Annotated in this window: 22 protein-coding genes, 2 tRNA genes, 1 other RNA gene and 3 pseudogenes; 19 read left to right on the forward strand and 9 right to left on the reverse strand. The window is 36.6% G+C overall.

Annotation, left to right across the window (positions count from 1 at the left end; all coding sequences use genetic code 11):
* Window positions 1-739: 739 nt before the first annotated feature.
* The 5 genes from A3G9_RS0108515 to A3G9_RS0108540 all read left to right on the forward strand — a co-directional run bounded on the left by A3G9_RS0108515 (window position 740) and on the right by A3G9_RS0108540 (window position 5,520).
* Window positions 740-1,426 (forward strand): response regulator transcription factor, encoded by a 687-nt coding sequence (locus A3G9_RS0108515; RefSeq protein WP_002817079.1) that lies wholly within the window; start codon window positions 740-742, stop codon window positions 1,424-1,426.
* Window positions 1,426-2,838, forward strand: coding sequence for a sensor histidine kinase (locus tag A3G9_RS0108520; RefSeq protein WP_002820133.1), 1,413 nt, complete (start codon window positions 1,426-1,428; stop codon window positions 2,836-2,838). Before A3G9_RS0108515 ends, A3G9_RS0108520 begins: the two co-directional genes overlap by 1 nt.
* A 100-nt stretch (window positions 2,839-2,938) precedes the next feature.
* Window positions 2,939-3,376 carry an FMN-binding protein gene (locus A3G9_RS0108525; protein ID WP_002818306.1) on the forward strand — a complete coding sequence of 146 codons (438 nt, stop codon included), beginning with the start codon at window positions 2,939-2,941 and terminating at the stop codon, window positions 3,374-3,376.
* Window positions 3,377-4,219, forward strand: coding sequence for an FAD:protein FMN transferase (locus A3G9_RS0108530; protein WP_002818307.1), 843 nt, complete (start codon window positions 3,377-3,379; stop codon window positions 4,217-4,219).
* Window positions 4,220-4,365: 146 nt separating this feature from the next.
* A complete protein-coding gene (locus A3G9_RS0108540) occupies window positions 4,366-5,520 on the forward strand; it encodes a ferric reductase-like transmembrane domain-containing protein (RefSeq protein WP_235043672.1) in 1,155 nt (384 codons plus the stop codon).
* A gap of 75 nt (window positions 5,521-5,595) precedes the next feature.
* Here the strand turns inward: A3G9_RS0108540 and A3G9_RS0108545 are convergent, their stop codons facing one another.
* Entirely contained in the window at window positions 5,596-7,179 is a 1,584-nt protein-coding gene (locus A3G9_RS0108545) for a putative polysaccharide biosynthesis protein (protein ID WP_002820131.1), read from the reverse strand.
* Between the two features lie 392 nt (window positions 7,180-7,571).
* The gene (locus A3G9_RS0108555; RefSeq protein ID WP_002820130.1) at window positions 7,572-9,071 is read right to left on the reverse strand and encodes an MFS transporter; all 1,500 of its coding nucleotides are present in this window, start codon (window positions 9,069-9,071) and stop codon (window positions 7,572-7,574) included.
* Between the two features lie 98 nt (window positions 9,072-9,169).
* Here A3G9_RS0108555 and A3G9_RS0108560 point away from each other — a divergent pair, with 98 nt between their 5' ends.
* A complete protein-coding gene (locus A3G9_RS0108560; RefSeq protein ID WP_002818314.1) occupies window positions 9,170-9,706 on the forward strand; it encodes a TetR/AcrR family transcriptional regulator in 537 nt (178 codons plus the stop codon).
* Window positions 9,707-10,009: 303 nt separating this feature from the next.
* Here A3G9_RS0108560 and ssrA read toward each other — a convergent pair.
* Window positions 10,010-10,359: a transfer-messenger RNA gene (gene ssrA / locus A3G9_RS1000000110020) on the reverse strand.
* Between the two features lie 124 nt (window positions 10,360-10,483).
* Here ssrA and A3G9_RS0108565 point away from each other — a divergent pair.
* Window positions 10,484-10,555 (forward strand) — tRNA-Glu (locus A3G9_RS0108565).
* 690 nt (window positions 10,556-11,245) lie between these two features.
* On the opposite strand, the gene A3G9_RS1000000110265 is transcribed toward A3G9_RS0108565, so the two are convergent.
* The gene (locus A3G9_RS1000000110265) at window positions 11,246-11,395 is read right to left on the reverse strand and encodes a hypothetical protein (protein WP_002818317.1); all 150 of its coding nucleotides are present in this window, start codon (window positions 11,393-11,395) and stop codon (window positions 11,246-11,248) included.
* 773 nt (window positions 11,396-12,168) lie between these two features.
* Here A3G9_RS1000000110265 and msrA point away from each other — a divergent pair.
* Window positions 12,169-13,011: pseudogene (msrA, locus tag A3G9_RS0108580) on the forward strand (peptide-methionine (S)-S-oxide reductase MsrA).
* A gap of 130 nt (window positions 13,012-13,141) precedes the next feature.
* Window positions 13,142-13,245, forward strand: a tRNA-OTHER gene (locus A3G9_RS1000000110145).
* A 21-nt stretch (window positions 13,246-13,266) separates the two neighbouring features.
* On the opposite strand, the gene A3G9_RS0108585 is transcribed toward A3G9_RS1000000110145, so the two are convergent.
* Window positions 13,267-13,656 (reverse strand): hypothetical protein, encoded by a 390-nt coding sequence (locus tag A3G9_RS0108585; protein ID WP_002818325.1) that lies wholly within the window; start codon window positions 13,654-13,656, stop codon window positions 13,267-13,269.
* A 246-nt stretch (window positions 13,657-13,902) separates the two neighbouring features.
* Here A3G9_RS0108585 and A3G9_RS0108595 point away from each other — a divergent pair.
* From A3G9_RS0108595 to A3G9_RS0108620, 6 genes and pseudogenes are all read left to right on the forward strand, one after another.
* Window positions 13,903-14,781: pseudogene (locus tag A3G9_RS0108595) on the forward strand (aldo/keto reductase).
* A gap of 190 nt (window positions 14,782-14,971) precedes the next feature.
* Window positions 14,972-15,727 (forward strand): hypothetical protein, encoded by a 756-nt coding sequence (locus A3G9_RS0108600; protein ID WP_002818327.1) that lies wholly within the window; start codon window positions 14,972-14,974, stop codon window positions 15,725-15,727.
* A gap of 17 nt (window positions 15,728-15,744) precedes the next feature.
* A complete protein-coding gene (locus A3G9_RS0108605) occupies window positions 15,745-17,121 on the forward strand; it encodes an MATE family efflux transporter (RefSeq protein WP_002818329.1) in 1,377 nt (458 codons plus the stop codon).
* Between the two features lie 68 nt (window positions 17,122-17,189).
* Complete coding sequence (locus A3G9_RS0108610; protein ID WP_002818331.1) at window positions 17,190-17,672, forward strand: CtsR family transcriptional regulator; 483 nt, start codon at window positions 17,190-17,192, stop codon at window positions 17,670-17,672.
* Window positions 17,665-20,133, forward strand: a complete 2,469-nt coding sequence (locus A3G9_RS0108615) for an ATP-dependent Clp protease ATP-binding subunit (protein ID WP_002821278.1) — start codon at window positions 17,665-17,667, stop codon at window positions 20,131-20,133. Before A3G9_RS0108610 ends, A3G9_RS0108615 begins: the two co-directional genes overlap by 8 nt.
* A 91-nt stretch (window positions 20,134-20,224) precedes the next feature.
* The gene (locus A3G9_RS0108620) at window positions 20,225-20,671 is read left to right on the forward strand and encodes an NUDIX hydrolase (protein WP_226489970.1); all 447 of its coding nucleotides are present in this window, start codon (window positions 20,225-20,227) and stop codon (window positions 20,669-20,671) included.
* A 27-nt stretch (window positions 20,672-20,698) separates the two neighbouring features.
* On the opposite strand, the gene A3G9_RS0108625 is transcribed toward A3G9_RS0108620, so the two are convergent.
* Window positions 20,699-21,817: an NADH-dependent flavin oxidoreductase gene (locus A3G9_RS0108625; RefSeq protein WP_002818337.1), complete on the reverse strand. Its 1,119-nt coding sequence runs from the start codon at window positions 21,815-21,817 to the stop codon at window positions 20,699-20,701.
* A 265-nt stretch (window positions 21,818-22,082) separates the two neighbouring features.
* Between A3G9_RS0108625 and A3G9_RS1000000110765 the strand changes: the two are divergent.
* The 4 genes and pseudogenes from A3G9_RS1000000110765 to A3G9_RS0108640 all read left to right on the forward strand — a co-directional run.
* A pseudogene (locus A3G9_RS1000000110765) lies at window positions 22,083-22,190 on the forward strand (ATP-binding cassette domain-containing protein); the annotation flags it as partial.
* 12 nt (window positions 22,191-22,202) lie between these two features.
* Complete coding sequence (locus A3G9_RS0108630; protein WP_080486087.1) at window positions 22,203-23,357, forward strand: ATP-binding cassette domain-containing protein; 1,155 nt, start codon at window positions 22,203-22,205, stop codon at window positions 23,355-23,357.
* Window positions 23,354-24,205 (forward strand): aldo/keto reductase, encoded by an 852-nt coding sequence (locus A3G9_RS0108635; protein ID WP_002817060.1) that lies wholly within the window; start codon window positions 23,354-23,356, stop codon window positions 24,203-24,205. Before A3G9_RS0108630 ends, A3G9_RS0108635 begins: the two co-directional genes overlap by 4 nt.
* 3 nt (window positions 24,206-24,208) lie before the next feature.
* The gene (locus A3G9_RS0108640; RefSeq protein WP_002817059.1) at window positions 24,209-24,715 is read left to right on the forward strand and encodes an NUDIX domain-containing protein; all 507 of its coding nucleotides are present in this window, start codon (window positions 24,209-24,211) and stop codon (window positions 24,713-24,715) included.
* 1 nt (window position 24,716) lies between these two features.
* On the opposite strand, the gene A3G9_RS0108645 is transcribed toward A3G9_RS0108640, so the two are convergent.
* From A3G9_RS0108645 to A3G9_RS0108655, 3 genes are all read right to left on the reverse strand, one after another.
* On the reverse strand, window positions 24,717-25,028 hold the full coding sequence (locus tag A3G9_RS0108645) for a hypothetical protein (RefSeq protein WP_226489971.1): 312 nt from the start codon (window positions 25,026-25,028) through the stop codon (window positions 24,717-24,719).
* A gap of 176 nt (window positions 25,029-25,204) precedes the next feature.
* Entirely contained in the window at window positions 25,205-25,540 is a 336-nt protein-coding gene (locus A3G9_RS0108650) for a DUF1129 domain-containing protein (RefSeq protein WP_002817058.1), read from the reverse strand.
* Window positions 25,540-25,794 (reverse strand): PadR family transcriptional regulator, encoded by a 255-nt coding sequence (locus A3G9_RS0108655; protein WP_002818342.1) that lies wholly within the window; start codon window positions 25,792-25,794, stop codon window positions 25,540-25,542. The genes A3G9_RS0108650 and A3G9_RS0108655 overlap by 1 nt, the downstream gene beginning before the upstream one ends.
* Window positions 25,795-26,057 lie beyond the last annotated feature (263 nt).

The following is a 26,057-nucleotide window of genomic DNA, read 5'->3' on the forward strand; positions in this document are numbered from 1 at the left end:
ACTACCTGTTGTTGTTCTCTTTATTGATAGCTGTCGGCTATGTAGCTTTCCATACTTTTCTTTGGGAGGTCGAGGGCCGTTATGGCCAGGCGATTACACCGATCCTTTTCTTGCTTATTGCCAACACATTTTCTAAAGCAGCGATTGCAGAAAAGAAAACAAAAAGAGATTGGAAGATCCCGCTCTTTATCCTGGCTTTTCTCTCACTGGGTGGTATTTACCTTAAGGCCAACGCCCGTTTGATTAATTCCAGAGGAATTGCCACAATTGCNCAACGCAGNCAGCTTTCCAACCAGTACAATCCTCAGGTTACTTGGCTGGCAGCNCATTCNTCNGTNACNCAAAATGTTTCGATTGCCGCCACCAATGATTATTTTTCCATCCTGAAAGTCAAAGGAAGCCGGGCTGTGGCGACTTTGACCAACCGCACCACAAAACAAACATTCAATATTAACGCCGGCCATACAAAGTACAGCATTCTTAATCAATTAAAACCCGGCGAGTATCAGATCAAGGTCACNAANCCNACNNACGANCANCANGCNATCTGGCTAGTCAAGACCCATAACTACCAGCTCGGACAGGAATCGGCAACCACGCCCGAGCCAACCTGGGGCAAGCGTTCATTTGTCTACATGTTCTCCCAAAACCGGGTTCATGACGACCAGGGTACCTTTAGGATAGTTAAAATTAAAAAGCCTTATAAATAAAACAAGAAAGCGAGTGTTCAAAAATTATTATGGTAAAACCAATCATTCTTATAATCGAAGATGAGACAGCTATTGTAGCTTATTTACAGACGGAACTTAAATTTGAAGATTATATTGTTTTGACAGCTAGTGATGGCGAAATGGGCCTTTCAGTTTTTGAACAGAATTCAAACCGAATTAATGTAGTTTTGCTTGATTGGATGTTGCCAAAACGAGATGGGCTCGAAGTTTTACGGCGCATTAGAAAATTAAATAGTCAGGTTTCTATAATTCTTATGACCGCTAAAAGTGATATTGGCGATAAAGTAGCTGCATTAGATTCTGGTGCAGATGACTATATTACGAAGCCTTTTGAAATTGAAGAACTTTTAGCACGTTTAAGAGTGACGATTCGTCATCAAAATAAGCCACGCCCAAAACTATATCAGGTATCTAACTTAGTGCTGGATTTAGACGCACACCGTGTTACAAGGGATGGACAGGTTATTGATTTAACGCAAAGAGAGTTCCAACTTTTAACATATTTAATTGAAAATGCAGGCAAAACGCTTACTCGCGATGATTTACTTGATAATGTTTGGGGAGTTGATTTTAACGGTCAATATAATACAGCTGATGTTTATATACGCTATCTTCGTCAAAAGATAGATGATCATTTTTATCCGAAGCTTATTCATACGGTTCGTAGTGTTGGATATGTCTTAAGGGCAAAATAATGCGCAAAGTAAAAAATTTTTTTCATAATCTATTAGCCTTTATAAGGCCGCTAAAAAATAGTAGTGCCTTAATCATGACGCGCTCTTATTTTTTCTTGCTAGCTATTATTACATTTTCGATGGTGATTTCGGTTCCGACTGTTTTGGGTTATCAGCTGATAAGGATTCAAGTACAAAATGCAAATCAATATATTAAAAGTTTGAAGAAAACAAATATTGATTCTGCTCATGATTGGAATATTTGGATTAGAAACAACACTTTTGATAGCGATGTTATTTTTATTAAAGCTCAGACAAATAAGAAAAAAACTTTTTATTCTGATGGTGCTAGTCATGTTGCTAGTAAAAATTACAAACATTTATTTTTTTCAAAAAAATATCTTTTAGATAGCAAAAATTGGCATGACTTTAATCATTACAAGCTATACTACACAAAGACTGTCACTCAATACGGAAATCATTTTACAGTTTGGATTAATTTATATAAAGTTTTTAATATCATAAAAATAACTCTTTACACTTTACTAATTATTATTTGTTTGGTTTTGATTTTTGGAGTTTGGCTGATTTGGCAATTATCACAACGATTGACAACACCTCTATCTTATTTGAGTTCTGCGACTGAGAAGGTAAGCCTTAAAATTAAGCAGAGTAATCAAAGAATGGAAGACCGATTACCTGAGCCTACTTCCCCAACAGAAGTAAATGAGTTAGCTGTCTCATTTAATCAACTTTTAGATGTGATTAGTGAAAAAGAGGTCCGTGAAAAACAATTTGTTTCAGACGCATCTCACGAATTAAAAACTCCCATTGCTGCAATTAATGGGCATCTCAAATTGATTAAACGCCGAGGGCGTGAACATCCTGAAATTATCGAGAACTCTTTCGATTACATTTCGAATGAAACAAGGCGAATGCAACATTTGGTACAAAATCTATTAGATTTATCTCACGCTGAACGAGATGAATTGAATATCACTAAGATAAATTTAAGCGAATTATTAGTTGAAATATCGAAAAACGTACCCTTTCCACAAAAGATAAAAACAAAATTTTCCAGCAATATTTATATCAAAGCCGACTTGGACCAAATACATGAAATCATTTTGGCCATTTTAGAAAACTCCAGTAAATACAGTCCGCTGGATTGTCCAATTATTTTAAATATTGAGCAAAACTCTGGGAAAACGATTATGAGAATTATTGACTTTGGGAAAGGAATTTCTGCGAATGATAAAAAACATATTTTTGAACGTTTTTATCGAGCAGACGCCTCTCGTAGCAATAGCATTCCCGGTTCTGGATTGGGTCTTTCAATTGTCAAGGAATTGGCAAATCGCCAGCATATTAAAATCAATGTTTTGGATAATTATCCAAGAGGCACGATTTTTGAATTATCTTTGCCTAGATAATTTTTATTTAATTTTTATTTTAAAAATAATTAATATAAAGGAGATTCTATAAAATTATGATAAAAAAATTATCGCATTTTTAATTAGCTTGTCTATAACTTTGGCTATTGCGATTGATGGTTACCTATTATTTTTTAAAAAAAGCAGTGCTGAAAATATTGCTATTGATTCAAGTGTAAATTCACAAAGTAATTCTAATGCATCAGAGTCATCAAGCGCTTCTAGCTCGTCTTCAAGTTCTTCTGTGGACTCCGGTTATCAAAATGGAACTTACACCGGCAAATCAGCCAGCATGCGTTGGGGGAATGTGCAAGTCAAAGTAACGATTAGTAATGGTGAGATTACAAAAGTTCAAACTATTAAATATCCAACAGATAATCCTCACGATCAGCAAGTAAATTCTAGTGTTTTGCCAACCTATGAGGATGAAGCTGTTAAAAATGATTCTTCAAAAATTCAATCATTTAGTGGAGCCACTGAGACCTGGAAAGGATTTACTAAATCCTTACAAAGTGCTTTAAACAAGGCGGAATCTTAAATGATGAAAATTTATAAAAAAAATATTGATCATTATATAATGCTTAGCTTTGAAATTAATGAAATGAATATTCCTTTTACCGGTCAAATTGTAGTTAAAGAAGATGACGAAGTTACGAGAGAAGTTATTTTGGGACGTGCAAAAAAAATTCATGAATGGCTTGTGTTAGTGGATCACATTTTTTCTCCTTTCAGAACAAATTCTGAACTTACTTTATATAATCATCGAAAAATTGAAATGACTGGTACTAACCTACTTTTTCAAGAAGTTTTTGCTCTGTCGATTTGGGCAAAAGAAATGACGCAAGGACTGTTTTCAGCGAATTTTGTTGGAAAATATAATCCAACCGGTGCTGTTAAAGGATGGGCAATTGAAAAGGCAGAACGTATTCAACTTGCACCGCTTCTATCTGACCCGAATTTTGTAGCTGTTAATTTGAATGGTGGTGGTGATATGCAATTTAGTAGTTCCGACAAGCATAATTGGCAATGGGAAATAGGGATTGTTAATCCCTTTGATAATAAAAAAGTTATCAGTTGCTTCAGAATGAAAAATGGCGCTATAGCAGCATCTGGAACTAGTCAACGAGGAGAACATTTGTTTAATTCATCAACTGGACGCGCAATACCAGAAAAAAATTTTAATGTCATTAGTTCAAGTGTCATTGGTTCGGAATTGACTTATTCCGATATTTGGGCTACTGCTATTGCTACTACGACAATTAATGATCATAGCTGGTTAAAACGTTTATCCGGTTCAGGATTAAGAATAAGTTATAACAAAAAATCTGAACGTTGGCTCAATCACGAAATTATTGATCAAAAGGAGTTAATTTATGCTTAAAAATCATAAATATTTATTAGGACTTTTTTTGGGGAGCAGCAATATTTATTATTCTGCTTCCATTAATTCAAGCGCTTGCGACTGGAATGAATGAATCTTCTGCCTCTATACTTGGGTTTCAAATAGGCACGATAGCATATGTTTGGATGTTATTTGTAATTTTTGTTAGCACAAAACCGAAATGGTTAGATCGAATAATTGGATTGCCATCTATGTATTTCGTTCATGGACTTCTTGGTATTGGAGCAATTATTTTAGCTTATGTACATACTCTAATGAATTTATCTAGTGGCTTAATCAAACTCACTGGAGATTATGCTTTATGGATTTTAATTGGAACAGCCGCTTATTCTATTTTATTTTTAAGTGGCTGGATAACTGATAGAGTCCACTGGGTTAAATTAATTGTTAGATTCTTGGAATTACATATTTTTAAACACGAAACCAGTTTTTGGATTCATCGTTTAAATCTTATTGCAACTATTTTTGTTTTTATTCATGTGCTTTTAATTAGTTACATTATGCAAATAAATTCTTTCGCAATTATCTTTTATTTATATTCCTTTATAACTTTTTTGAGTTATTCATGTTTTCTTGTATCAAAATATTGGCGTTTTAGCAAAGCTAATGTTATTGAAATTAGAAATATTGGTGGGAATATGGCTCAAATGATTTTGGAATTTTCTAAAATTAAGATTAGTCGTTTGAAACAGTACCAACCGGGCGATTATGTCTTTATTAGTTTCCCCAATCTTGAAAAAATGAAAGAAATGCATCCATTTTCTTTTGTTGATTTTGATTTTAAAAATAGGCGAATTGTTTTGGCTATTCGAGGAGATGGAGATTTCTCGCGACAAGTTTCAAAAATCGAAATTGGCGAAAAAGTTTTAATTGATGGCCCCTATGGGACTTTGAATAAACAAATTATTGAACAGACGAATGCCAAACAACCACTAATTATGCTGGCAGGAGGTACTGGCGTAGTACCTTTAATCAGCTTGGTTCTTGAATATTCTCAAAAACGAGAAATATATTTCATATGGACCGTTTCTCGGGAAGACCAATTGGTTTATAGGGAAATGCTTTTGCAATTATCTAAAAATCAAAAAAATTTCCATTATTTCGAGTCGATCCATCGTTTAAATTCTGAAAAGTTGCTAAATATTTTAAAGACTCCCATTTTGGAAAATAGTTATTATTTATTGTCTGGGTCTAATATTATGATGCTAGGCTATAAAACGTTACTTAGAAAATGTGGAATTCATTCAAAAAATGTTTATTACGAGAAATTTAGTTTTTAGTATTTTTTAGTTACACTATTAAAAAGTTTTAGCAATGAAGCTTTATTCACTTTTTAATTCCGGACTAAATATTGGTTATTTTGTTAGAATTTCATCTAAAATACCATTCGTTTTGTAACAGTTAATAATGATAAAAAGTCCAATCAAGGATGATATTAAACAGGGTAAAAATTGACCGATTCTTGAATCCGAAACAAATAACTGGGTAAAATAATCTGATATGCAGACTAATGCAAACATTATTATCGACGAAACAAATGTGCTGCTAAGAAAGCCCGCTTCAATGTTTTGAGAAACTTGATAGTTTATTTCTATAAAGGCAAACATCATCATTGTGCTAACTATTAAGCCAACAAATGTTGCTATCATGGCACCCAACATTGGAAATACTATGATCAAAAATGGCTGGAACAATATTTTAAAAATAATTCCATAAATTATCGCTTTTATAACTACACGGGTTTTGCCAATTCCTTGCAAAATCATCGCCAACAGCATGCCACTGCTCATAAATATAGAAACCAAAGCTGACACTTGAACAATCGGAACAAAATCCTGTAGGGAGCCGTACTTGCCATAAAAAATAATATAAATAGGTTTTGCAAGAGCATACATAATTAAGGCTGAGGGAGAAATAATCGCGATTAACATTTTAATTCCTCGTGCAATCGAATTTCTCGTCTCTTTTAAATTAGAAGAATTTTTGGAAATAATCGGTAAGATCGTTGAAGCAACCGACATGGCCAGGGAAACTATCAACATAATCAATTTGTTGGCATTGAAATTAAATCTACCAAAGATATCTTCTAACTGTATTTGGGGGAAATCAGGATGAAAAATTCTCATTAAAGGGAAGAATGTGTATTGATCTATCCACTGATAAAAGGTCAAAAATCCGCCAATAAAAACAAAGGGGATCGACTGTTTAACGATTGGAAGAAATGATTTAAAACTGTTTACGAGAGAATTATTTTCACTTAATTCAATTTTCGAGAATAAATGAATTTTTTCAGCTTTAAAGAAATAAAGTTTATAAAGAAGATATATAATAGCTGCCAAGGCACCTATAAAAGCGGCGAAAGTTGACTGAATTACAACATTCACCCAATTGCCGTGGAATATATCCAGAATAGAAAAAGCCGAAAGCAGCATATAAACAATCCTGATTAATTGTTCGATTATATCGGATTTGGCTAAGGTTTCCATATCCAATTGTCCTTGAAATTTTCCACGCAATACGGAAAGGAAAGGGAAAACAATAACGGCAGGAATGAGTGAATGAAGAACTGGAATAAGATTGATGTCTCCGACGGCCAAAATTGGAGCCAGGATCCAGAAAATAACTCCGAAGAGCAGGCCGCTGAAAAGACTTAGTTGAAAAGCTTTCTCTAAAAACAGATCTTTTTCCTTGCCAACCAAGACAGAGGTATACTTAGCCACCGCAGATGGCAGTCCAACTGTCGACATTATTAAAAATAGTTGATAAACATTATATCCTTTACCAAATAAAGTGTTGGCCTGCAAGGATAAAATACCCAGCATCAAGGTCCACGGAATCACATAAATAGCTCCCAAAAGCCGTGAAACAACGTTGCCCAGGGTTAGCCAAGACGTACCTTTTGCTAATTCGCCTGTTATTATATTTTTTTTAAATCTCAATTTGTTGATTTACCCCAAGTAAAAAATAACCTTAGCATGATTACTGAATAAACCGTTGCTCTTTAATAAAAAAGTGCCAGAGCTCAATGTCTAAAGTAAACAGAAATTTTATATAAAGTTGGTTTTCCTAAATATTTTTAAATAAACTGAATAATAATCATTATAAATTAATAAGTTAATTTCTTTCCAATGTTATTAGAATTCTGATTTTTTTGTTTTTCTGTAGATATTATCGCGTGTTTTGCTGCTGACTATTTATATATTTTTTATTATAAAGAGAATTATTTATTTTTAAAATTGATTTTATTGTCAGACAATTTTTTTCATAAGCTTTTTATGGGAGATGGCGAAAAACTAAAAAGCCGTTTAATGCAACTTTTTAAATATTCCTATTAAAAATTAATCACTGATCTGACACCATTTTTTGAAGTATCATACCAGTTTCTTGCGGCATATTCGAGAGAAATTTTCAAAATATCGCCATGAATTTTTTTATTGATCAACCATTTCCACAAAAATTCAGCTGCTTTTGTTCGATTGGCTAAACTTTTATTAGTCATCATTATATGTTTTTGTCTTGTTTGTATGACAGATAATTTTTTAACTTCGTTTCGTGCTGCTGACCATACCTGAGCCTTTGCTGTCGCTAAGTTTGTTGACAGGGCCGATACAAAGATAGCGACAGCAAGCACGGTGCCAATTTGTCTAAAGACACCGGTGACGCTTTGAGAAGCCGTAAGTAATTCTCCAGTAAAATCGCCAGCACTTAGGACTGTGATCGGGCCAATGATAATTCCGTAACCTGTACCGATAAGGATACAAGAAATCGCAAATTGCCAATAAATACGCGGGTTCATGACTGAAAGGCCAACATAACCCAATCCAAGAAGAACAATTCCTAAAGCAATTAATTGCCTGGCGCCCATCTTTTTGAGAAGCAGTCCACTGACGGGGGAAAGCAAGAATACCATTATGGATGCAGGTGTGATCATCAGAGCGGCTTCTAATTCTGTATGTCCTTGAATTTTGGTAAAGAAACTCGGCATTAGGACCATTACACCTACAAATAAGATTCCAGAAAGAACCGTCATGACAACTGCTCCAGTAAAGTGGCGATATTTGAATAAATGAAGTCGGATCATGGGATCTGACGCCATAGACTCGCGCCAAATGAATAATATTAGCGCTATGACAAACCCCGCGAACAAACTGAGAATTTTTCCGCTGGTCCAACCCCAGGCGCTAGCTTTTACAAGTGCAAGAGTCAGAGAGAATAATAATAGAATTACCAAGCACATTCCGGAAATGTCTAATTTAGCTTTAACAATGTTTTCATTTTTCATTGGCAATAAGGCTACACACATAATCGCGGCAAGCAAAACTAGCGGAACATTGATGTAAAAAATACCTCGCCAACCACAGAATTGTGTCAATAATCCACCGATTGTCGGTCCAAAGGCAGCTGCAAGACCCTGTGTAATTCCTAAAATCAAAACCGCGGTGTTCCTTTTATTTAGTTGAACAGAATTAATACCTATTGTCATGCTGGCTGGGAAGACAATTGCAGCACCGATACTCTGCAAAGCTCGTCCGATAATCAATATTGCTACCGTTGAACTTGAAGCCGATGTTAACGAACCCAACAAAAATAGAATCAGTCCGGCAAAATAGACTTTGTTTCGTCCGAATTGGTCGGCTATCCTTCCTAATGGAATAGTGAAGGCCGCGAAAGCAATTGTATAAACATTCAACGCCCACTGAAGTGTATCAAGATCTGTATGAAGCCCTGTCTGAATTGCTGGTAGTGCAATATTCATGACTGTTGTGTCAAGCATACAAAGGAAAATACTGATGGTCATTGTCATCAAAATAGCCATTTGTTTTTGTTTCAAAAGAAATTCCCCCTTAGCAAAATATGCTAATAACAGCGTAATTTAGGCTATACTGGACAAGAATCTTTAGGCTACAGAAACGAGGGAAGTTGTAAACAATGTCACCACATGAATTAAAGCAATTTAAACTCAGGGCTATCTATCGCGGTCTCTTAACTTTGTTACAGAATAAGCATCTTAGCGATATCACTGTCTCGGATCTCTGCAGAACAGCAGCCGTCTCTCAAACCTACTATTATCGGAACTTTTCATCTTTTCAGGAAATAGTTTCTCGTTATCAAGAACAAATGATTATGTCTTATCTAAATCTTGCTCTTAACAACAGACATATAGACTTCACGCAACTTATGACGGCGTATTTTCAAATAATGGGTGATCATGCAACCGAAACCTTATTATTGATTCATGCAGGACTCTTTGATGTTCTAATAAGCGCCTTTAGAAAGGTTTATGTTTTTCTTGCACAGAATTCCTACATTGATTCTTCACGTACTGTTCGTGGAAAAAATCAATATTTCGCCAATTTTATGGCGGGGGCTGTGATATCTACCGAAGTGCAATGGATGAAACAGGGCATGGAAGAAAGCCCCAGAGAGATGGGCATCATATTGAAACAGCTGTTTCGTTTCTCTTGAGAACAAAACCATGAATTTTTTTAAATCAAAGATCTATGATTCTGTTTTTATTATTTCAGATATATATTTGATGAGATATTTATTAGGAAGTTAAGTCTAAATGGCCTGCTCTTCTTCAATCAGATCTGTATAAGTTAACGGAAGCAAGATCCAGGAGGGTATTTTATTTAACGCATTATCGATAACTAATATGCGCAAAGTCCTTAATAAGCTTTTTAATGTTGATTTTTTTGATAATTAATATGATATTGAGTAAACAAAAAAAGCGCTCAACCGTAGGGGCTTGCGCTTTATCAACATACCATATGGAGTAGATGGGAGTCGAACCCATGTCCAAATTATCCAATCACATAAATATCTACGCTCATAGTTAACAAGTAATTTCGCTCAAGATTAGGTTGCTAACTTCCAAATCGAGAGCTAGTTCGATTCTTGTTTCACTGCTTTTATTCCGAACATAAATGCCAGCAGCTAATCCACTAATTAGGCCGAGAATGTTGCCGTGGACTCAACAAAGGGCTACGCTACTGCGATTAGGCAGCTAATGCGTAAGATGGTTCATTATTTTTTGCAGTTATATCTGCAGTCTTTAACCCGACAAACGGGAACGCAATCCATGCTTGTAATAACCTGTCGAATTCCGGAACTACCCCAAAACTTAACAGTACAATTATAGCATCCGATCTGATGCTACTTTTCTTGATTGGAACTATCCCGATTCTTTAATCAACAAATAGTTCTTCTTTCTATTTTTTGATACAATATTAAGCGTGCTTTGGCTCCATGGTCAAGTGGCTAAGACGTCGCGTTCTCAGCGCGGAATCATGGGTTCGATCCCCATTGGAGCTATGTAAATTCACTGGTATCAGCATTTATAGCACGTTTGTACAAAAAAGCATCTAACCAATTAAGGGTGGATGCTTTTTTAATTTTAATTAATTATTAAAAAAATTAAATGTTTTTATAGGGAAAAATAATCTAAACCGGATATTTTCTATTCCGGCTCTTTATGAAAAAAGATGAATTATGATTTGATTAGCGCTTAGTAATAACTAATCGTCATTTCTAAAGGGATTTAATAACGAAATATAATTTCGATGTCTCAAAAGCATTACTTCGGAAATCCTTTATTTTTTGAACATTATATTCCCATTAGATCAATAAAAGACATCATACAAAACAATTAATAGAGATTATTGACTTGGAGGCATCAGTACTAATATGTCCAAGAAAAAAATATCGCCTAATTTGCTTTATCTGGTCTTTAATTTTTTTGTGCCAATGATGTTTTAGCATTTTTCCCAGCTGTGAGTATTTTCAGTCAGTATATATTCAAGACGATTTTCTTTTTTTCAGCTGTAATTAGTGGGACCGTTATTCAAATAATAATAGAAAGAACTGAGAAACATGATAATCTTTGGTTTATTTGGCCTATATATTTCTTTTAATAATGGTTTTATTCTTTGCTACACAATTCATATTTTCTCAATTTAAAATAGTTATCGTACTTCTTTTGTTAGAGAAAAAAGAATTGTAGTTTCAAGCAATCTTAAGATCTTTGGTAATTAATTCCAGTGCTTTTAAAAAACGCTTCCGTTTAATAAAATAAATCACAGTTAAGAAGAGCCGATCTTGGTTGCGACGATTAGTTTGGTTCCAAATAATCATCAGCATCGAAACGACTAACATTGGTTAATTTTTAATCTGCTTGTTTCACTTAACTAATACTAGATTGTTCCTATAGGTGCTAAATTGCTAAAAAGCTGTTCCGGATCATAAAAAATTTTAATCCAGTCGGTTTTTATGTGCGTTTCTTTAAATTAAAACAGCCAACTTAGGGCTGTTTTTTATTGAAAAATTTGCTAGACTCTAATGCGGGTATCTTTGATACCTAAAACTAAATTAATTGCTGATTAATTCAGTTTTCATGTTGTATCGGTTGATGAAAAGGCCGATATTGGGACCGCCACTATTAAATTAGTAGTGGTTTTTTAATGCAAACCATATTAAATTAAATAACTGATTTACTAATCCTGCTTTTGGAGTAGGTCTCTTTTAATCATTCATTTAATTCAGTTAACAAGGAAACCGTTTTTTTAAAAGGATTAGTGCTTTTTATTTAAAAAAGACTATAATTCATTCAAGGCACTTTTAATAAGTACCGACCGCCAAAATTTTTTTAAGTAATCATATTAATTTATCCATGTTTCAATAATTACAACATATATCTCCCGGCCTTTAATTAGGCCGGTTTTTTAAATATTTTTCAGTAGTTTGTTTGATTTGAGCTGTAAGCAGTTTCGAATCATAATTCCTGAGAAATATGGATTATACTGAGCGTAGGACCACTGCTTTTTAATAATTTTCGAACGATATTTTCAATAAATAAGATCCTTGAAAATGCTTTTCGGATTCCAAGTCATAAAAAATTCAGTTATTTCCAAATTCAGAGGATGGTTATGATGACGAAAAACAATTGTGAAGAGATTTTAAACGATATCTATAATCTAATACTTAATCCAGCGACCAGTGCTTGGGAACGTTCATTGCTTTCATCTGCTAAGAACGCGATCGGCGAAGATATGAATTTTGAGCGTCAGCTTTCAAAACTGGAATTTGAATTGTGACCGCTTGCTGTCAGAAATAATTTGACTGCCGATGTGACAGATTTTTACATGAAAATTACCGGAAATTCACCTGATCATCTTCAATTTGATTTTTCGAAACATTATGCAAAAGATCTCTCTTATCAAGATCGAGCGATATTTGCCGGGGGATGTTTCTGGTGTATGGTCGAGCCCTTTGAAAACGAGCGTGGAATTGTTTCAGTACTGTCCGGTTATACCGGAGGCCATGTTGATCATCCAACATATGAACAAGTGGTGAGCGGCTATACAGGCCATGTTGAAGCAGTTGAAATTATTTTTGATACGAGAATTATTCAATACACAGAGTTGCTTGATCTTTATTGGCAAATAACCGATCCGACTGACGAATTTGGCCAAATTAATGATCATGGCGATAATTATCGACCGGTAATTTTTGTTAGAAATGAAGAACAAAGAAAAATTGCTGAGAGTTCAAAACTAAAATTAGCCGAATCGGGAATGTATAATCGTCCAATCGTTACAGCGATTGAACCGGCAACCAAATTTTGGCCTGCAGAAAATTTTCACCAGCAATTTTACAAGAAAAATCCGAAAAAGTACAAAATAATTGAAAAATCCCGTCAACGGTATTTGGCATTTCAGCATTTGCAGGGAAGGATCAGATTGGGTTTGAAAGGACTTACGAAGAAGCACTGAAAAGTGTTTTTTTGATTTATTTAATCTTTCAGCCGTTTTTAATCTTGAATTAATTTTCAATATAATTTTATTTAAAATTTCTACTCTACATTAGTAAACGTGCTTGTTCAAAGCAAACATCAGTAATTTCGGAGAAGTACTCAAGTCTGGTTTAAGAGGCCTGTTTAATTTATTAGGCAGGTAGGTCGTTAACTTTTGTTACGATGCGAGGGTTCAAATCCCTTTCCTTCTCCATAAGTCTTTATTTATAAAATATTAATCTCTTCTTTTTTTAACTTGAAAAGAAATTAGTATCAAGCCCAAAAGACCAAGGCTGATTCCTAGAAACATAAATTGATAAACACTCAGCCAAATAACCGATACAAATATTAAAAATGCATTGCTTACAAAGACGCTGGCGATATAGATTATTCGAAATAGATTATTAATAGGAACAAAAAGACAGATAACTTGAAAAATATTTAATGCTCCGGAAGCCAAGGCGGCATAAATAGAAATGTTCAGGATTAGGCTGCCGGCTTTTGTAATCGAATAATTGTCGATCGCATTTTTAATTAATGTGAAGGCGATCAGAATAGTGCCGATTGCCGAAATTAACTTTAAAAAAAGTAGGAAGAACTTGAATAAACGATTGTCATTATACATAATAAGATCCAACTTTCCCTTGCTTAAATAAAAACTATATTTTAATTATATTCGTATATTACAATCATTGGTTTAGACTGACCTATTTGGATGTTTAAAATGTTTAGGAATATTTATTTTTTTGATATGAAGAAAAAGTTTTAAACATTTTGATTGCTCGTGGCTGATTTACAAAACGGAACTATTTAATGTATTGTTTTTTTGAACTATACTTACTTTTAGAAACCAATTTAAGGAGGTAGATATATGTCGCAAATAAATGCTTCTGCATCAGGGACTTATGCTTTTGATGATCAATTTAAAGTTAACCGGCTTGGTTATGGAACAATGTAGCTGACCGGTGGGGGGACTTGGGGCCCATATGATGATCCAAATAATGCCGTATCCGTTATTAAAAAAGCGGTTGATTTGGGAATCAATTTTTTTGACACGGCCGATTCTTATGGTCCGTGGTTTGCTGATCGTTACTTGGCAGAGGGCTTGAAGTCAGCAAGCAATCGTGATGAGATTTTTATTTCTGACAAGGTTGGCCAAACTCGTCAGGGACCCGGCGTTTGGACACCACATGGGGAACCTAATTATCTTCGTCAACAGGTTGAAGTATCTCTAATGACCTTGGGTATTGATCATGAAGATTTGCTCTTTTTACACCGAATCGATTCGCATTTTTCGGTTGCTGAACAGGTTGGCGAATTAAAAAAGCTACAGGACGAAGGAAAAATAAAGCACATTGGTCTCAGCCAGGTAACTGTCGGACAAATCAAGGAAGCCCAAAAATACGCAAAGATTGATGCGGTTGAAAATCTTTATAATGTTTCTGACCATCGCGACGACGATGTCCTCGATTATGCCGAATCACAGCATATGGCTTTTGTACCCTGGTTTCCATTGAATACTGGAAAACTGACCGGGGCAAACAGTCCGTTGGCCAAGATTGCCAATAAATATAAAGCAAGTCCGGCTCAGATTGCCTTAGCCTGGTTGTTGAAACGATCAGGAAATGTTCTTCCAATCCCTGGTACAAGTTCGGTAGCTCATTTGGAGGATAACGTGGCTGCCGCTTCAATCAAATTGAGTGATGATGATTTCAAAGCTATTACTAATCTGGGTGTTTCTAATAGGTAGATTAGCGATAAATCAATTACGCATCAGCTCTAATATGATCCTGAGTAAATCGTATTGGAGCTTTTTTCATAAATATTTTAATTTTTTTTGAATATTTGCTTAAATACTAATTTTTTATTAGTAAAATAGACAATAGTTTCTTTGAGGGGATCGGGCGACGAGTGCTGTTTCTTTGGAGAATTTTATAACAATGAAAACAGCAATTAAAAAAGTTTTAGAATACCAGGGATTAGATGTTTTTGATTATTCTCTGGAGAATAGTCAGGGTGCGCGAATTTCCATTAGGAACTTTCCTGATTTTTGGCATGAATTTTCAATCATAGACGAGAATAAAGAACGCCAAAATCTCCTGATCGACTCTTTCAACAAAAAAAATATCGCTCAAAATATAGAAAAATTCCAAAATTTAAAAGCAGTTGTTCACGAAAACTCAATTACGTTAAAAGAAGATCTGCATTCTATTTCTAAAGAAAGCAATTCCAGGAGAACCCTTTTTCAAATAACTTATACTCTTTTTGAAGATAATTCGGTCACGATTAATTTTGATACCGATTCACAAACGGATTATTCTAAATTGTCGGTTTATCTGGAAAATTATTGGATTGCGGCAAAGAATCAAGTAAAAGTTGAGTCGGAAGATAATTTCCAAATCGATGGAAAGCAAGTTGAACACACACTTGTTTTATCTGAAAATGATCGAAAAGAATTTCCGGTTCTTCAAATAAAAGATCCTGATTCAAAATACGGTTTGGATTTCTTTACAAACATGGATCAACTACTTTTATCAATGGTTAATTTAAAGAATTCAAGCTCTATCTCGTTTAACAAAAAGCAAAGCAGCAACTTAGCACTTCAACTTTGTTTTAAAAATTTATTCGATTTTGAAAAAAATAATCAATTAGATGTTCGAAATAATTGGATTACGTATAGAATTAAATACCATTGAGTAATTAAGGATTTTTTATGCATAGTTTGACTGAGGGGAAACCGTTAAAATTAATAATTTTCTTCACAATACCGCTTTTATTGGGGAACCTTTTTCAGCAGCTTTATACTTTTACCGACACGGTGATTGTTGGCCGGGCTTTAGGTGTTAGTGCTTTAGCAGCTGTTTCTTTAGCAGCGGCCTTAAATTGGCTGTTGGTGGGTTTTGCTCAGGGTTTTACTGCTGGAACGGCAATTGTAACTGCCAAACGTTTTGGCGCAGGAGATTTTCGCGGTGTCCGTCAGTCGATGGTCACGACAATTCTGTGCACAGTAATTTTGACAATTTTCATGACTTTTATTGCAGTTGCTTTCAATAAACAAATTTTGGAATTAATGCAAACGCCGAAAAATGTCATGACTCAGGCGAACATTTTTCTAACGATTCTATTGGGATTTATGTTCACGACAATGAGCTATAATTTGGCAGCTAATGCAATGCGGGCGGTTGGCAATTCCCGAGCACCATTGATTTTTCTAATTGTAGCTGTCTTTATCAACATCGCCTTGGAACTTCTTTTTATCGTTGTTTTTCATTGGGGCATTGCCGGAGCGGCTTTTGCTACTGTGATCGCTCAACTTATTTCGGGGATTGTTAGTTTTGTTTATATTTATAAGGTTTTGCCTGTTTTGCAAGTCCATCGCGGCGATTGGCACACTGATATGAATGATATTAAAGAACATTTGCGTTTTGGTCTGCCGATGGCTTTTCAAAATTCAATCATCGCAATCGGCGGAGTAATTTTGCAAACGGCATTAAATACCCTCGGCACTGATTCGGTTGCTTCTTCCGGTGCTGCCTCAAGAATTGATCAATTGGCAACTTTGCCCATGATGAGTATCGGAATTACGATGGCGACTTTTACTGCTCAGAATTTAGGAGCCAGGAAATATTCCCGAATTCTCGAAGGGGTAAAGAAAGCTTTGATCGTTGGCGGAATTTGGGCAGTTTCCATGTCAATTCTCGAAATTAGTTTTGGCCATTATATAGTTCAACTTTTCTTGGGCTCCGGTAGTCAACAGGTCCACGTACTCGAGCTGTCGCGAATTTACTTTATCATCAATGGCGGAGCTTATATTCTTTTATCGACTCTATTCTTGATTCGTTATACCCTGCAGGGCTTGGGAAACACTTATGTTCCTACGATCGCCGGTGTTTTCGAATTATCGATGCGGGCCTTTGCGGCTCTTGTACTGGTTGCTATTTTCGGTTATGCCGGAGCAGTTATGGGCACGCCCCTGGCTTGGTTTGGTTCTCTAACGGCATTAACCCCGGCCTGGCTTTCAGCCCATAAGAAGCTGAAAAAATTGAGTGACGGACAAAAGATTAACAAAAAATTTGAAGAAGCAGATTAGTTTTTCATTGTTGAAATTGGTCTTTATTCGTATTTCTGTTTATAATATTAGTCAGGAATGGTCAAATTATGGCAGAAGCTAATATTTCAGATTTAATTGAACAATATTTAAAGGAAATCCTCAGTCAGGACGAAATCACCGAGATTAAACGAAGCGAGATCGCCAGTCGTTTTGCTGTTGTACCAAGTCAAATCAATTATGTAATCAACACCCGTTTTACCCTTCAAAATGGATATATAGTAGAATCCAAACGTGGCGGCGGCGGATATATCCGTATTGAACATGTTGATTTGGTTGATGATACAAAAATCTTTGATGAACTGATAGATTATATCGGCGATTCAATCGGCAATAACAATGCGGATCAAATTATTACTGCTCTTTTGGAAGACAAAGTTGTCAGTGAAAGAGAAGCAAATTTGATGGTTGCAGCAATCGACAAGAATTCTTTGCGGATTTCTGATAAAGTATCAGAAAACACAGTTCGAGCTCGTGTCCTTGTTGGCATGATCAATCGGCTGAGATTTGAGAGTACAAACATTCATGGATAATCAATACACAGCATCTGCAAAAAATGTTTTACTTTTAGCCCAGGAACAGGCGAAGTATTTTAAACATGAAATCGTTGGTTCGGAACATTTGCTGTCGGCTCTTACTTTGGAAAAAGATGGGTTGGCGAGCAAGGTTCTTCAAGATTACAATGTCACCGACGATGATATTAGAAATGAAATTGAACAATTTACCGGATATGGAACTCATACAAATATAAAAGCCGGCTTTTTGGCTTATTCTCCAAAGGCTCAGGAAATTTTAAAGAATGCAGCATTGCAGGCCCAAAGTCTTGGCGCCCGTCAAATTGGAACCGAACACCTCCTTTTGGCTTTATTGACTGATGAATCGATTCTTAGCTCGCGGATTTTGGCTAGTTTGGACGTCCGTTTGCAGGATTTGACTCGTGCGATTTTTAAGCGGATTGGTGTCGATCCAAATCAGCAAAAACCGAAATCCAAGCAGCAGGGACCTAATCAACAGGGAACGCCGACTTTGGATTCGATGTCGCGTGATTTAACGGCTTTGGCGTCAGCTGGCCAAATTGATCCAGTTGTCGGTCGGGATCAGGAAGTTCATCGGGTAATTCAGATTTTGAGCCGTCGAACGAAAAATAATCCGGTTTTGATTGGCGAACCAGGTGTCGGCAAGACGGCAATTGCCGAAGGTCTGGCACACAAAATTGCCACTGGTCAAGTTCCTTTTGATCTGGCGAATAAACGTTTGATGGCCCTTGACATGGGCGCCTTAATCGCTGGTACCAAGTATCGTGGCGAATTCGAAGACCGCTTAAAGAAAATTATCAACGAAATTCATCAGGATGGTCAAGTGATTCTTTTCATTGATGAATTGCATACTTTAATTGGCGCTGGTGGGGCCGAAGGAGCACTGGATGCCTCCAACCTTTTAAAGCCTGCTTTGGCTCGTGGAGAATTGCAAACAATCGGTGCAACTACTTTTGATGAATATCAGAAGTACATTGAATCCGATCAAGCGCTTGAACGTCGTTTCGCAAGCGTAACAATCGATGAACCAAGTCAGGAAGATTCGGTTGAAATTTTAAAGGGTTTGCGACCGCGTTATGAGGAACATCATCGCGTTAATATCTCCGATGAGGCAATCAATGCAGCTGTTAAATTAAGTTCACGTTATATTGCGGACCGTTTTCTTCCCGACAAGGCGATTGATTTAATGGATGAGGCGGCTGCGAAGGTTCGAATCGATACAGTCCAACCAGAGGATAAAAAGGTTGATTTAGAAAGACAGCTGAATGGTTTACGTGATCAATTGGATGATGCTGTTTCTTCTGGCGATTTCGATCAAGCAACCAAGATTCGCCAGCAAGAAATCAAAATAAGAAAAGAATTAGCAGTTGTTGAGACCGACAATTTGATTAATGGCACAAAAGATCATAAATATCAGTTAACGGTCCGGGAAAAGGATATTACCGATGTTGTCGGACAACAGACTGGTATTCCTGTGACGCAATTACAAAAATCAGAATCCGAGCGGCTTCTGCATTTGGAGGAAATACTTCACCGTCGGGTCGTCGGACAAAATGAAGCAATTTCGGCTGTTTCTCGGGCTATTCGTAGAGCCCGCTCGGGTATCAAAGATCCAAGCCGTCCGATTGGGACCTTTCTTTTTCTTGGTCCGACTGGTGTTGGTAAGACTGAATTGGCTAAGGCTTTGGCCGAGGCAATGTTTGATTCGGAAGATAATATGATTCGAGTCGATATGTCCGAATATCAGGAATCATATTCTGCTTCGCGATTAATCGGATCCGCGCCTGGCTATGTTGGCTATGATGAAGGCGGCCAGCTAACCGAACGTGTGCGCAATCATCCTTACTCGGTTGTTTTATTGGATGAAGCCGAAAAGGCTCATCCGGATATCTTTAATCTTTTATTGCAGGTTTTCGATGATGGCTATATGACTGATTCAAAGGGTCGTAAAGTTGATTTTAGAAATACGATTATTATCATGACATCGAACCTTGGAGCAACTCGAATTCGCGATAACAAACATGTTGGTTTTGGTGCAATCGAGCCCCAAGACAGTTACAAAGCAATGTCCAGCGAAATTCAAACAGCTTTAAAGGAACGTTTTCGTCCAGAATTTATCAACCGAATCGACGAGACGATTATTTTCCATTCTTTGAGCAAACCTGAACTTCACAAAATTGTCGAGTTAATGAGTCATGGAATTTTGCAACGTGTTGCTGAACAAGGGGTCTCGATCAAGATAAATAAAGCGGCTATTGATTTGGTTGCTCAAGTCGGATTTGATCCTGAATATGGAGCTCGTCCAATTCGGCGAGCTTTCCAAAACCAGGTTGAAGATAAAGTTTCGGATGCTTTGCTATCCAAGGATATTCGACCAGGCGATTCCGTGACAGTTGGTTCGCGAAAAGGCAAAATCGATCTAATGATTCATCACCAAATTGAAAAAAGTACAAAATAAAAGCTTTCAGTCTTATTGACGGAAAGTTTTTTTGTTTTTTACACAAATTGTTTATTCAATTACTTTTCAAGTATTGAAATATAATTGGTCTATGGCTAATTATATAAAAGATATTCGTGAGAAGGTCGGCCATATGCCGTTAATCATGGTTGGTGTAGGCGCTGCTTATATTAAAGAAGAGAAAGTCCTGCTGCAGAAAAGGGCCGATACAGGGGGATGGGGTCTTCCCGGTGGCTATATGGAATACGGAGAAAGTATCGAGCAGACTTTAAAACGTGAGTTTAAAGAGGATGCCGGATTGGAGATTATTGATTACAAATTTTTGAAAAACTTCGACCGGGAATTTTTTAAATATCCAAATGGTGATCAAACTCAAGTTCTGACACCCTTTTATTTAGTAACGAAGGTCAAAGAGGGTAAACCGCAATTTGATCCTCACGAAACTTCGAGAGTTGATTTTTTCGATTTTAATGATTTGCCGGAAATCCATTTTGCTTCCCATAAACGTATTCTTACTTATCTGCAAGATATTTTGTAAATATATCTATTCTTTAATAAAAGTAAGTTAATCGGCCGTTAGTTTGGAGTGTATTTTTTTTGTAAGAAATTTCCAAAGCGGAGGGGTTATTCGTAACTGCTTTAAGTCGGTTTCATTGAGTGAATAATTAATTCCTGCTTCTTGTCCGTTCTGAACTTTCTCGACCCATTGAGGCTCACGCAGCATTTCTCGTCCAAGGGCAACAAAATTAAAGCCATCTTCAATTACTTTTTCGGCTTCTTCCGGTTTGGCAATGTTCCCCACAGCAATCAAAGGAACTTCATTTTTGGTATGTTCTTTAATTTGATCGACAACCGGAATTTGATCGTCAGAATCGTTTTTGCTGGTTTGCCAAACGTCTCTTGTTGAAATATGCAGATAATCGATCGGCTGTTTTTTTAAAACATCGATTAAGGCTAAAGTATCAGCCAAACGAATTCCGGGAGTTTCAATTTCTTCCGGAGAAATTCGGTAACCGATGATAAAGGGGCGGCCGGCATATCTTTCAACAATTTTATGGACTTGCTCCACAACTGCCAATGGGAACTTCATTCTTTTTTTCAGACTCCCTCCCCAGTCGTCTGATCGCCGATTGGAATGGGGAGAAAAAAACTGCTGGATTAAATAGGTTTTGGCTCCATGCAATTCTATTCCATCGAAGCCGGCTTCGATCGCTCGCCGGGTGGCCTGCCCGAAATCTGAAATTATCTGCAGAATTTCTTCGTTTGTTAATTCACGCGGTATCTCCGATCCGGGCCGTAAAGAAGCAACAGCCGAGGGACCGACAGCTTGCTGACCACGAAGAATCTTAGAGTCACTTATTCGGCCGGCATGGTGTAATTGCAGAATGGCCTTAGTGCCATTGACTTTAATTGTATTTGCAACCTGAGTCAGGCTTGGAAGCATATCGTCGCTGGCACAACTCAGCTGACCTTCGAAACCTTTGCCTAGGCTACTAACGTTACTTGCCGGAGTTATAAAGATTCCGGCCCCACCGGTTCTCAGGGCAAAATAATCCAATTCGTTTTTGGTGACATTTCCATCTTCAAAACTTGAGCATTCCGTCATCGGTGGGATTACAATTCTATTTTTAATCTTGATGCCATTTTTGAATTCGAACGTCTGTAAAAATTGATAATTTGTCATAAACAGCCTCTTTTTATTTAAACAGCTAAATCTGACACTTTGATAATTATCTTCTCAGTTCCCTTAATTATAGAACTTTGATATAATCTAAATGAGGCTAATCCAGTGAAGAAGACACTAATTCCAAAAAAATAAAAAATGAAATTGGTGTTTTATATTAATTAAAAACCACCGATTTCCAGAAGGTGGTTTTTGTGTATTCTCATATTGAAAATTTAGAAAAAATATTAATGGCGATCTTTTAATCAAGATCAAAAAACTAAATATTAATGCTCGTCAAAGGATTGGCGTTATTGGCGATAATGGCCAAGGTAAAACAACTTTACTGAATATTGTTTCCGGCCAAGATCGTAACTTTTCCGGGAAGCTTCAAAATCAGGGGAAAATAGTTTTTGTCGAACGGCTTAATCGGTTCAATGATTTATCCGGTGGCCAGAAAACGCGTGAACTGATTGAAAAAGCTTTAGCGCAAAAACCGAACTTGCTTTTGTTGGATGAGCCAACGACCCATCTTGATGAAAAAAATATTAAGTGGCTACTTAGAGAGTTGCGTAATTTTTCCGGAAGTATTTTAGCCGTTTCTCATGATCGGTATTTTTTAAAACAATTCGCTGATTTACTTTGGGTCTTTGAAAATCATCAAGTAAAGGAATTCACGGGAGATTTTGTTCATTTTATTGAATTTAGAAAATCTTTATCACTTAATCAAAAAAATGTCTATAAAAGTGCAAAAAACAAAAGCCGGCAATTGCAAAAATCTGCTCAAATTATTAGTAGTAAAGCCGATAAATTAGCGAAAACGAGTATTCGAAACCCTTTTTATGGCAAGAAATCAAAAAAATTAGCTCATTTAGCCAAGAATAATCAAAGGCGAATTGAAAATTTGGAAAAAGTAGAAAAACCTTACGAAAAAAAATCTCTGAAATTAAGAAATTCGTTTAACTTGAAAGAAGGCAAAAATTTCATTAAAGTTTTGAATCTCGACGTTATTCGTGAAGAACGTTTGTTGGTATCTGGACTCAGCTTGACAATTTCAACTGGGGACAAAGTGGCATTAATCGGCGATAATGGTGTCGGGAAAACAACTTCGATCGAGGCGATTATGTGTGCGAAAGCGCCAGTTGTTACTCGTTCGGAAAATTTGGAGATCGCTTATTTTCATCAGGATTTAAGTCAATTGGATGATTCTAAAAATTTGTTGGAAAATATTTTAAACGGATCGCTTGAAAGCGAACAAACAGCCCGTGATTTCCTTGGCGCTTTTGGGATCCGTCGAGATAAAGTTTTTCAAAAAACGATCAGTCTTTCAGGTGGGGAAAAAATCAAATTAGCTTTGATAAAGACTTTATTATCTGGAGCCAATCTTTTGATTTTGGACGAGCCGACGAATTTTCTTGATATAACGGCGGTTAAGGCTTTAGAGGATTTCCTGCTTGGTTATTCGGGCGGTGTTCTATTAATTTCCCATGACCGTGAATTAGTTGAAACAGTTGCAAATAAAATATACAAAATTTCAGGTCAACGTATAATTGAATTATGAGTATTTTAGATGAAACTTTTCAATTGAATAACGGGAATCAGATTCCTAAGGTCGCCTTTGGCACTTGGCGATTAAAAGATGGGGATGAAGCTTATCAAGCCGTTGCGGCTGCCCTGAAAATCGGTTATCGCCATATTGATACTGCTTTTCATTATTTTAACGAGCCATCTGTCGGCCAAGCGATCAAGGATTCAGGAATCAAACGGGAAGATATTTTTCTGACAACAAAATTGCCGGCCGAAATTAAAAATCATGATGATATTTTAAAGAATTTTCAGGAATCTCTCGATCGGTTGCAGACAGATTATGTCGATCTTTATTTAATTCACGCTCCATGGCCGTGGGCTGACATTAATTTGGATTATCGCTATGATGGCGCTAATCGCGAGGCTTGGCAGGCAATGGAAGAAATTTATAAATCCGGTCGGGCAAAAGCAATCGGTGTTTCTAATTTTGATGTGCACGATTTAAAAAACATTCAACAAATTTGGTCGGTTAAACCGGCAGTTAACCAAATAGAATTTTACGTCGGTTGGACACAGCCGAAGATTGCCGCTTATACTAAGTCCTTGGATATCCAACTGGAGGCATATTCCCCGCTAGCAACCGGAGGCTTGGCAACTCAACCCGATATTCAGAAGATTGCCGAAAAATATCAGGTTTCCGTTCCTCAGGTTGCGCTGAAATACGTTCTTCAAAAGAATGTTTTGCCACTGCCGCGGGCTACGAAGGCCGAACATGTTAAATCGAATGCGGAACTTGATTTTGAGATTTCTGCAGCTGACATGGAAGTTCTTGACAAATTGCCGGATACCGGTCAAGCGCGTCACAATGTCACGATGGGCTAAAGGATGGCTGAAGGTAATTACATTAGCCGGATTCGTGCCAAAATCGGTCATGATCCTTTAATTATGATTAATACGTTTGCTGTCCTTTGGAATGAAAAACACGATGCCATTTTTTTGGAACAAAGAGCTGATATTCCTGATGGATGGGGTTTTCCGGGTGGCTTTGTCGAATATGGCGAATCGCCGATGGATGCAATTGTCCGCGAGGTCAAAGAAGAGACCAATCTGGATGTTAAAGTAAAAAATATGTTTGAAATGATTTCGAGTGTTAATCCACATAACTTTTGGGGAGACGCTCAACAGAATTTAAGCTTGGGATTCGAAATTGAATTGCTTGACGGAAAATTGCAGGTTGATCAAAGTGAGACTTTGGCGGCTGAATTTGTTCCAATTAATCCGGAACCAAAGATGTTCGTCCCAGCAGCTCAGGCAAATATGCATCGGATTTTGACTTGGGAAGATCGGCCGAAACCCTGGTTAATTGACAGTAATATAAAAAGTCATAGTTGAACTATGACTTTTTATTTTTCTTATATTTGAATAAAACGGATGTCAGCCAAGGGAGATAGCACAGGGCGATAATAGTAACGACCAGATAAATTTTGCCGGTCGAATTATTGATCAAGTAATGGCCAAGTTTGGGCAGGCGCGCCAAAATATCAAGCACACCAAAACCAATAAAAGAGAAATTTAAGAAAAACCATAGTTTACGGTCTTTTTGCCGAAAATACCAGATCAATTCGGACAACATTAATAAAATAATGACGGATATACCAAGTATTCCCTGAAGCTTCAATTGAAAAGATGTTCTAACGAATATCATGATTAAAAAGATTGGGATAGTCAAAATTATGATCAATATGATCTTCAAGATCCGTGAGAGAATATTTTTGTTTCTGTAGATATCACGATTGATTATATAAAAGATGCCGATCACTAATATAATCGCGTAGAGACCCGTTAGACCGATGCTGCCTATATTGAGTGTCCGTTGGGGATTTAGCAGACTGGGAAAAAACCAAAAAATGTGAAAGATCCGATGGTTATCAAAATTAATTTAAAAGCTTCAATAAAATCGTTAGGCAAAACTTTAATCATATCATCGGCATATGCTTGTGGGCTTTTGCCAAAATAATCCTTGGATGAAATGCCCTTAGCTTGGGCCTCCAACATGTCCTGCAGTATTTCCAGTAAAAGTGTTTCGACTTGTTGATCATTTTTTGAAAGACTTTTCGTTCGTAGATACAGCAGCAAATTTTCGTAATATGCTTTGTTAGCAGGACTTAGTTGTTCTCGTAATTGATTGTTTTTCTCGATTAATTGCTCGCTGGTCATTACTTATCCTTTTTAATTAGTTGGTCCACACTGTTTGCTAAAGACTGCCATTCGCTTACGAATATCTTCTTTTCTCCCAAACCTTTTTCGCTAATTCGATAATACTTTCGCTTTGGTCCGTCAGACGATGGTTGCATTTTACCGGTGATTAATCCCTTCTTTTCCATGTTTAAAAGTAATGGATAAATCGTTCCCTTGGGGATGCCTTGAAAACCATACTGCTCTAATTCTTGACTAATTTTATAACCGTACATCTCTTTTTTTGTGGAAGTTTGTCAAATGGTGTTGAAGGATAGTTTCTATCCTTTGGAGATCTCCTCGTGTGGGAGATCTTTTTTGTTGTTTTATTAGTTGCGGCGTTTAATCTGGTGTGTTGTCTGAATATCGTACTTGAAGGCATAACAAATAAGCCTACCATCGTGACGTTATTGTGGTAGATAATCTAGGCAATCAGCTGGTAGACGCGTGTGAACATATTGGCCTGATTGGAGAAGCCATAACAAGCACGTTTGAGCTC

Origin of the sequence: Oenococcus oeni DSM 20252 = AWRIB129 (assembly GCF_000372485.1) — a bacterium.
GTDB classification, from domain to species: Bacteria; Bacillota; Bacilli; order Lactobacillales; family Lactobacillaceae; genus Oenococcus; species Oenococcus oeni.

Excerpts from the sequence above, each read along its gene's own strand:
- A3G9_RS0108515 (WP_002817079.1), top strand. The coding sequence starts at position 740 with ATGGTAAAACCAATCATTCTTATAATCGAAGATGAGACAGCTATTGTA.
- A3G9_RS0108520 (WP_002820133.1), top strand. The coding sequence starts at position 1,426 with ATGCGCAAAGTAAAAAATTTTTTTCATAATCTATTAGCCTTTATAAGG.
- A3G9_RS0108530 (WP_002818307.1), top strand. The coding sequence starts at position 3,377 with ATGATGAAAATTTATAAAAAAAATATTGATCATTATATAATGCTTAGC.
- A3G9_RS0108540 (WP_235043672.1), top strand. The coding sequence starts at position 4,366 with ATGTTATTTGTAATTTTTGTTAGCACAAAACCGAAATGGTTAGATCGA.
- A3G9_RS0108560 (WP_002818314.1), top strand. The coding sequence starts at position 9,170 with ATGTCACCACATGAATTAAAGCAATTTAAACTCAGGGCTATCTATCGC.
- A3G9_RS1000000110265 (WP_002818317.1), bottom strand. The coding sequence starts at position 11,395 with ATGTTAGTCGTTTCGATGCTGATGATTATTTGGAACCAAACTAATCGT.
- A3G9_RS0108585 (WP_002818325.1), bottom strand. The coding sequence starts at position 13,656 with ATGTATAATGACAATCGTTTATTCAAGTTCTTCCTACTTTTTTTAAAG.
- A3G9_RS0108600 (WP_002818327.1), top strand. The coding sequence starts at position 14,972 with ATGAAAACAGCAATTAAAAAAGTTTTAGAATACCAGGGATTAGATGTT.
- A3G9_RS0108605 (WP_002818329.1), top strand. The coding sequence starts at position 15,745 with ATGCATAGTTTGACTGAGGGGAAACCGTTAAAATTAATAATTTTCTTC.
- A3G9_RS0108610 (WP_002818331.1), top strand. The coding sequence starts at position 17,190 with ATGGCAGAAGCTAATATTTCAGATTTAATTGAACAATATTTAAAGGAA.
- A3G9_RS0108615 (WP_002821278.1), top strand. The coding sequence starts at position 17,665 with ATGGATAATCAATACACAGCATCTGCAAAAAATGTTTTACTTTTAGCC.
- A3G9_RS0108620 (WP_226489970.1), top strand. The coding sequence starts at position 20,225 with ATGGCTAATTATATAAAAGATATTCGTGAGAAGGTCGGCCATATGCCG.
- A3G9_RS0108625 (WP_002818337.1), bottom strand. The coding sequence starts at position 21,817 with ATGACAAATTATCAATTTTTACAGACGTTCGAATTCAAAAATGGCATC.
- A3G9_RS0108635 (WP_002817060.1), top strand. The coding sequence starts at position 23,354 with ATGAGTATTTTAGATGAAACTTTTCAATTGAATAACGGGAATCAGATT.
- A3G9_RS0108640 (WP_002817059.1), top strand. The coding sequence starts at position 24,209 with ATGGCTGAAGGTAATTACATTAGCCGGATTCGTGCCAAAATCGGTCAT.
- A3G9_RS0108645 (WP_226489971.1), bottom strand. The coding sequence starts at position 25,028 with ATGATATTCGTTAGAACATCTTTTCAATTGAAGCTTCAGGGAATACTT.
- A3G9_RS0108650 (WP_002817058.1), bottom strand. The coding sequence starts at position 25,540 with ATGACCAGCGAGCAATTAATCGAGAAAAACAATCAATTACGAGAACAA.
- A3G9_RS0108655 (WP_002818342.1), bottom strand. The coding sequence starts at position 25,794 with ATGTACGGTTATAAAATTAGTCAAGAATTAGAGCAGTATGGTTTTCAA.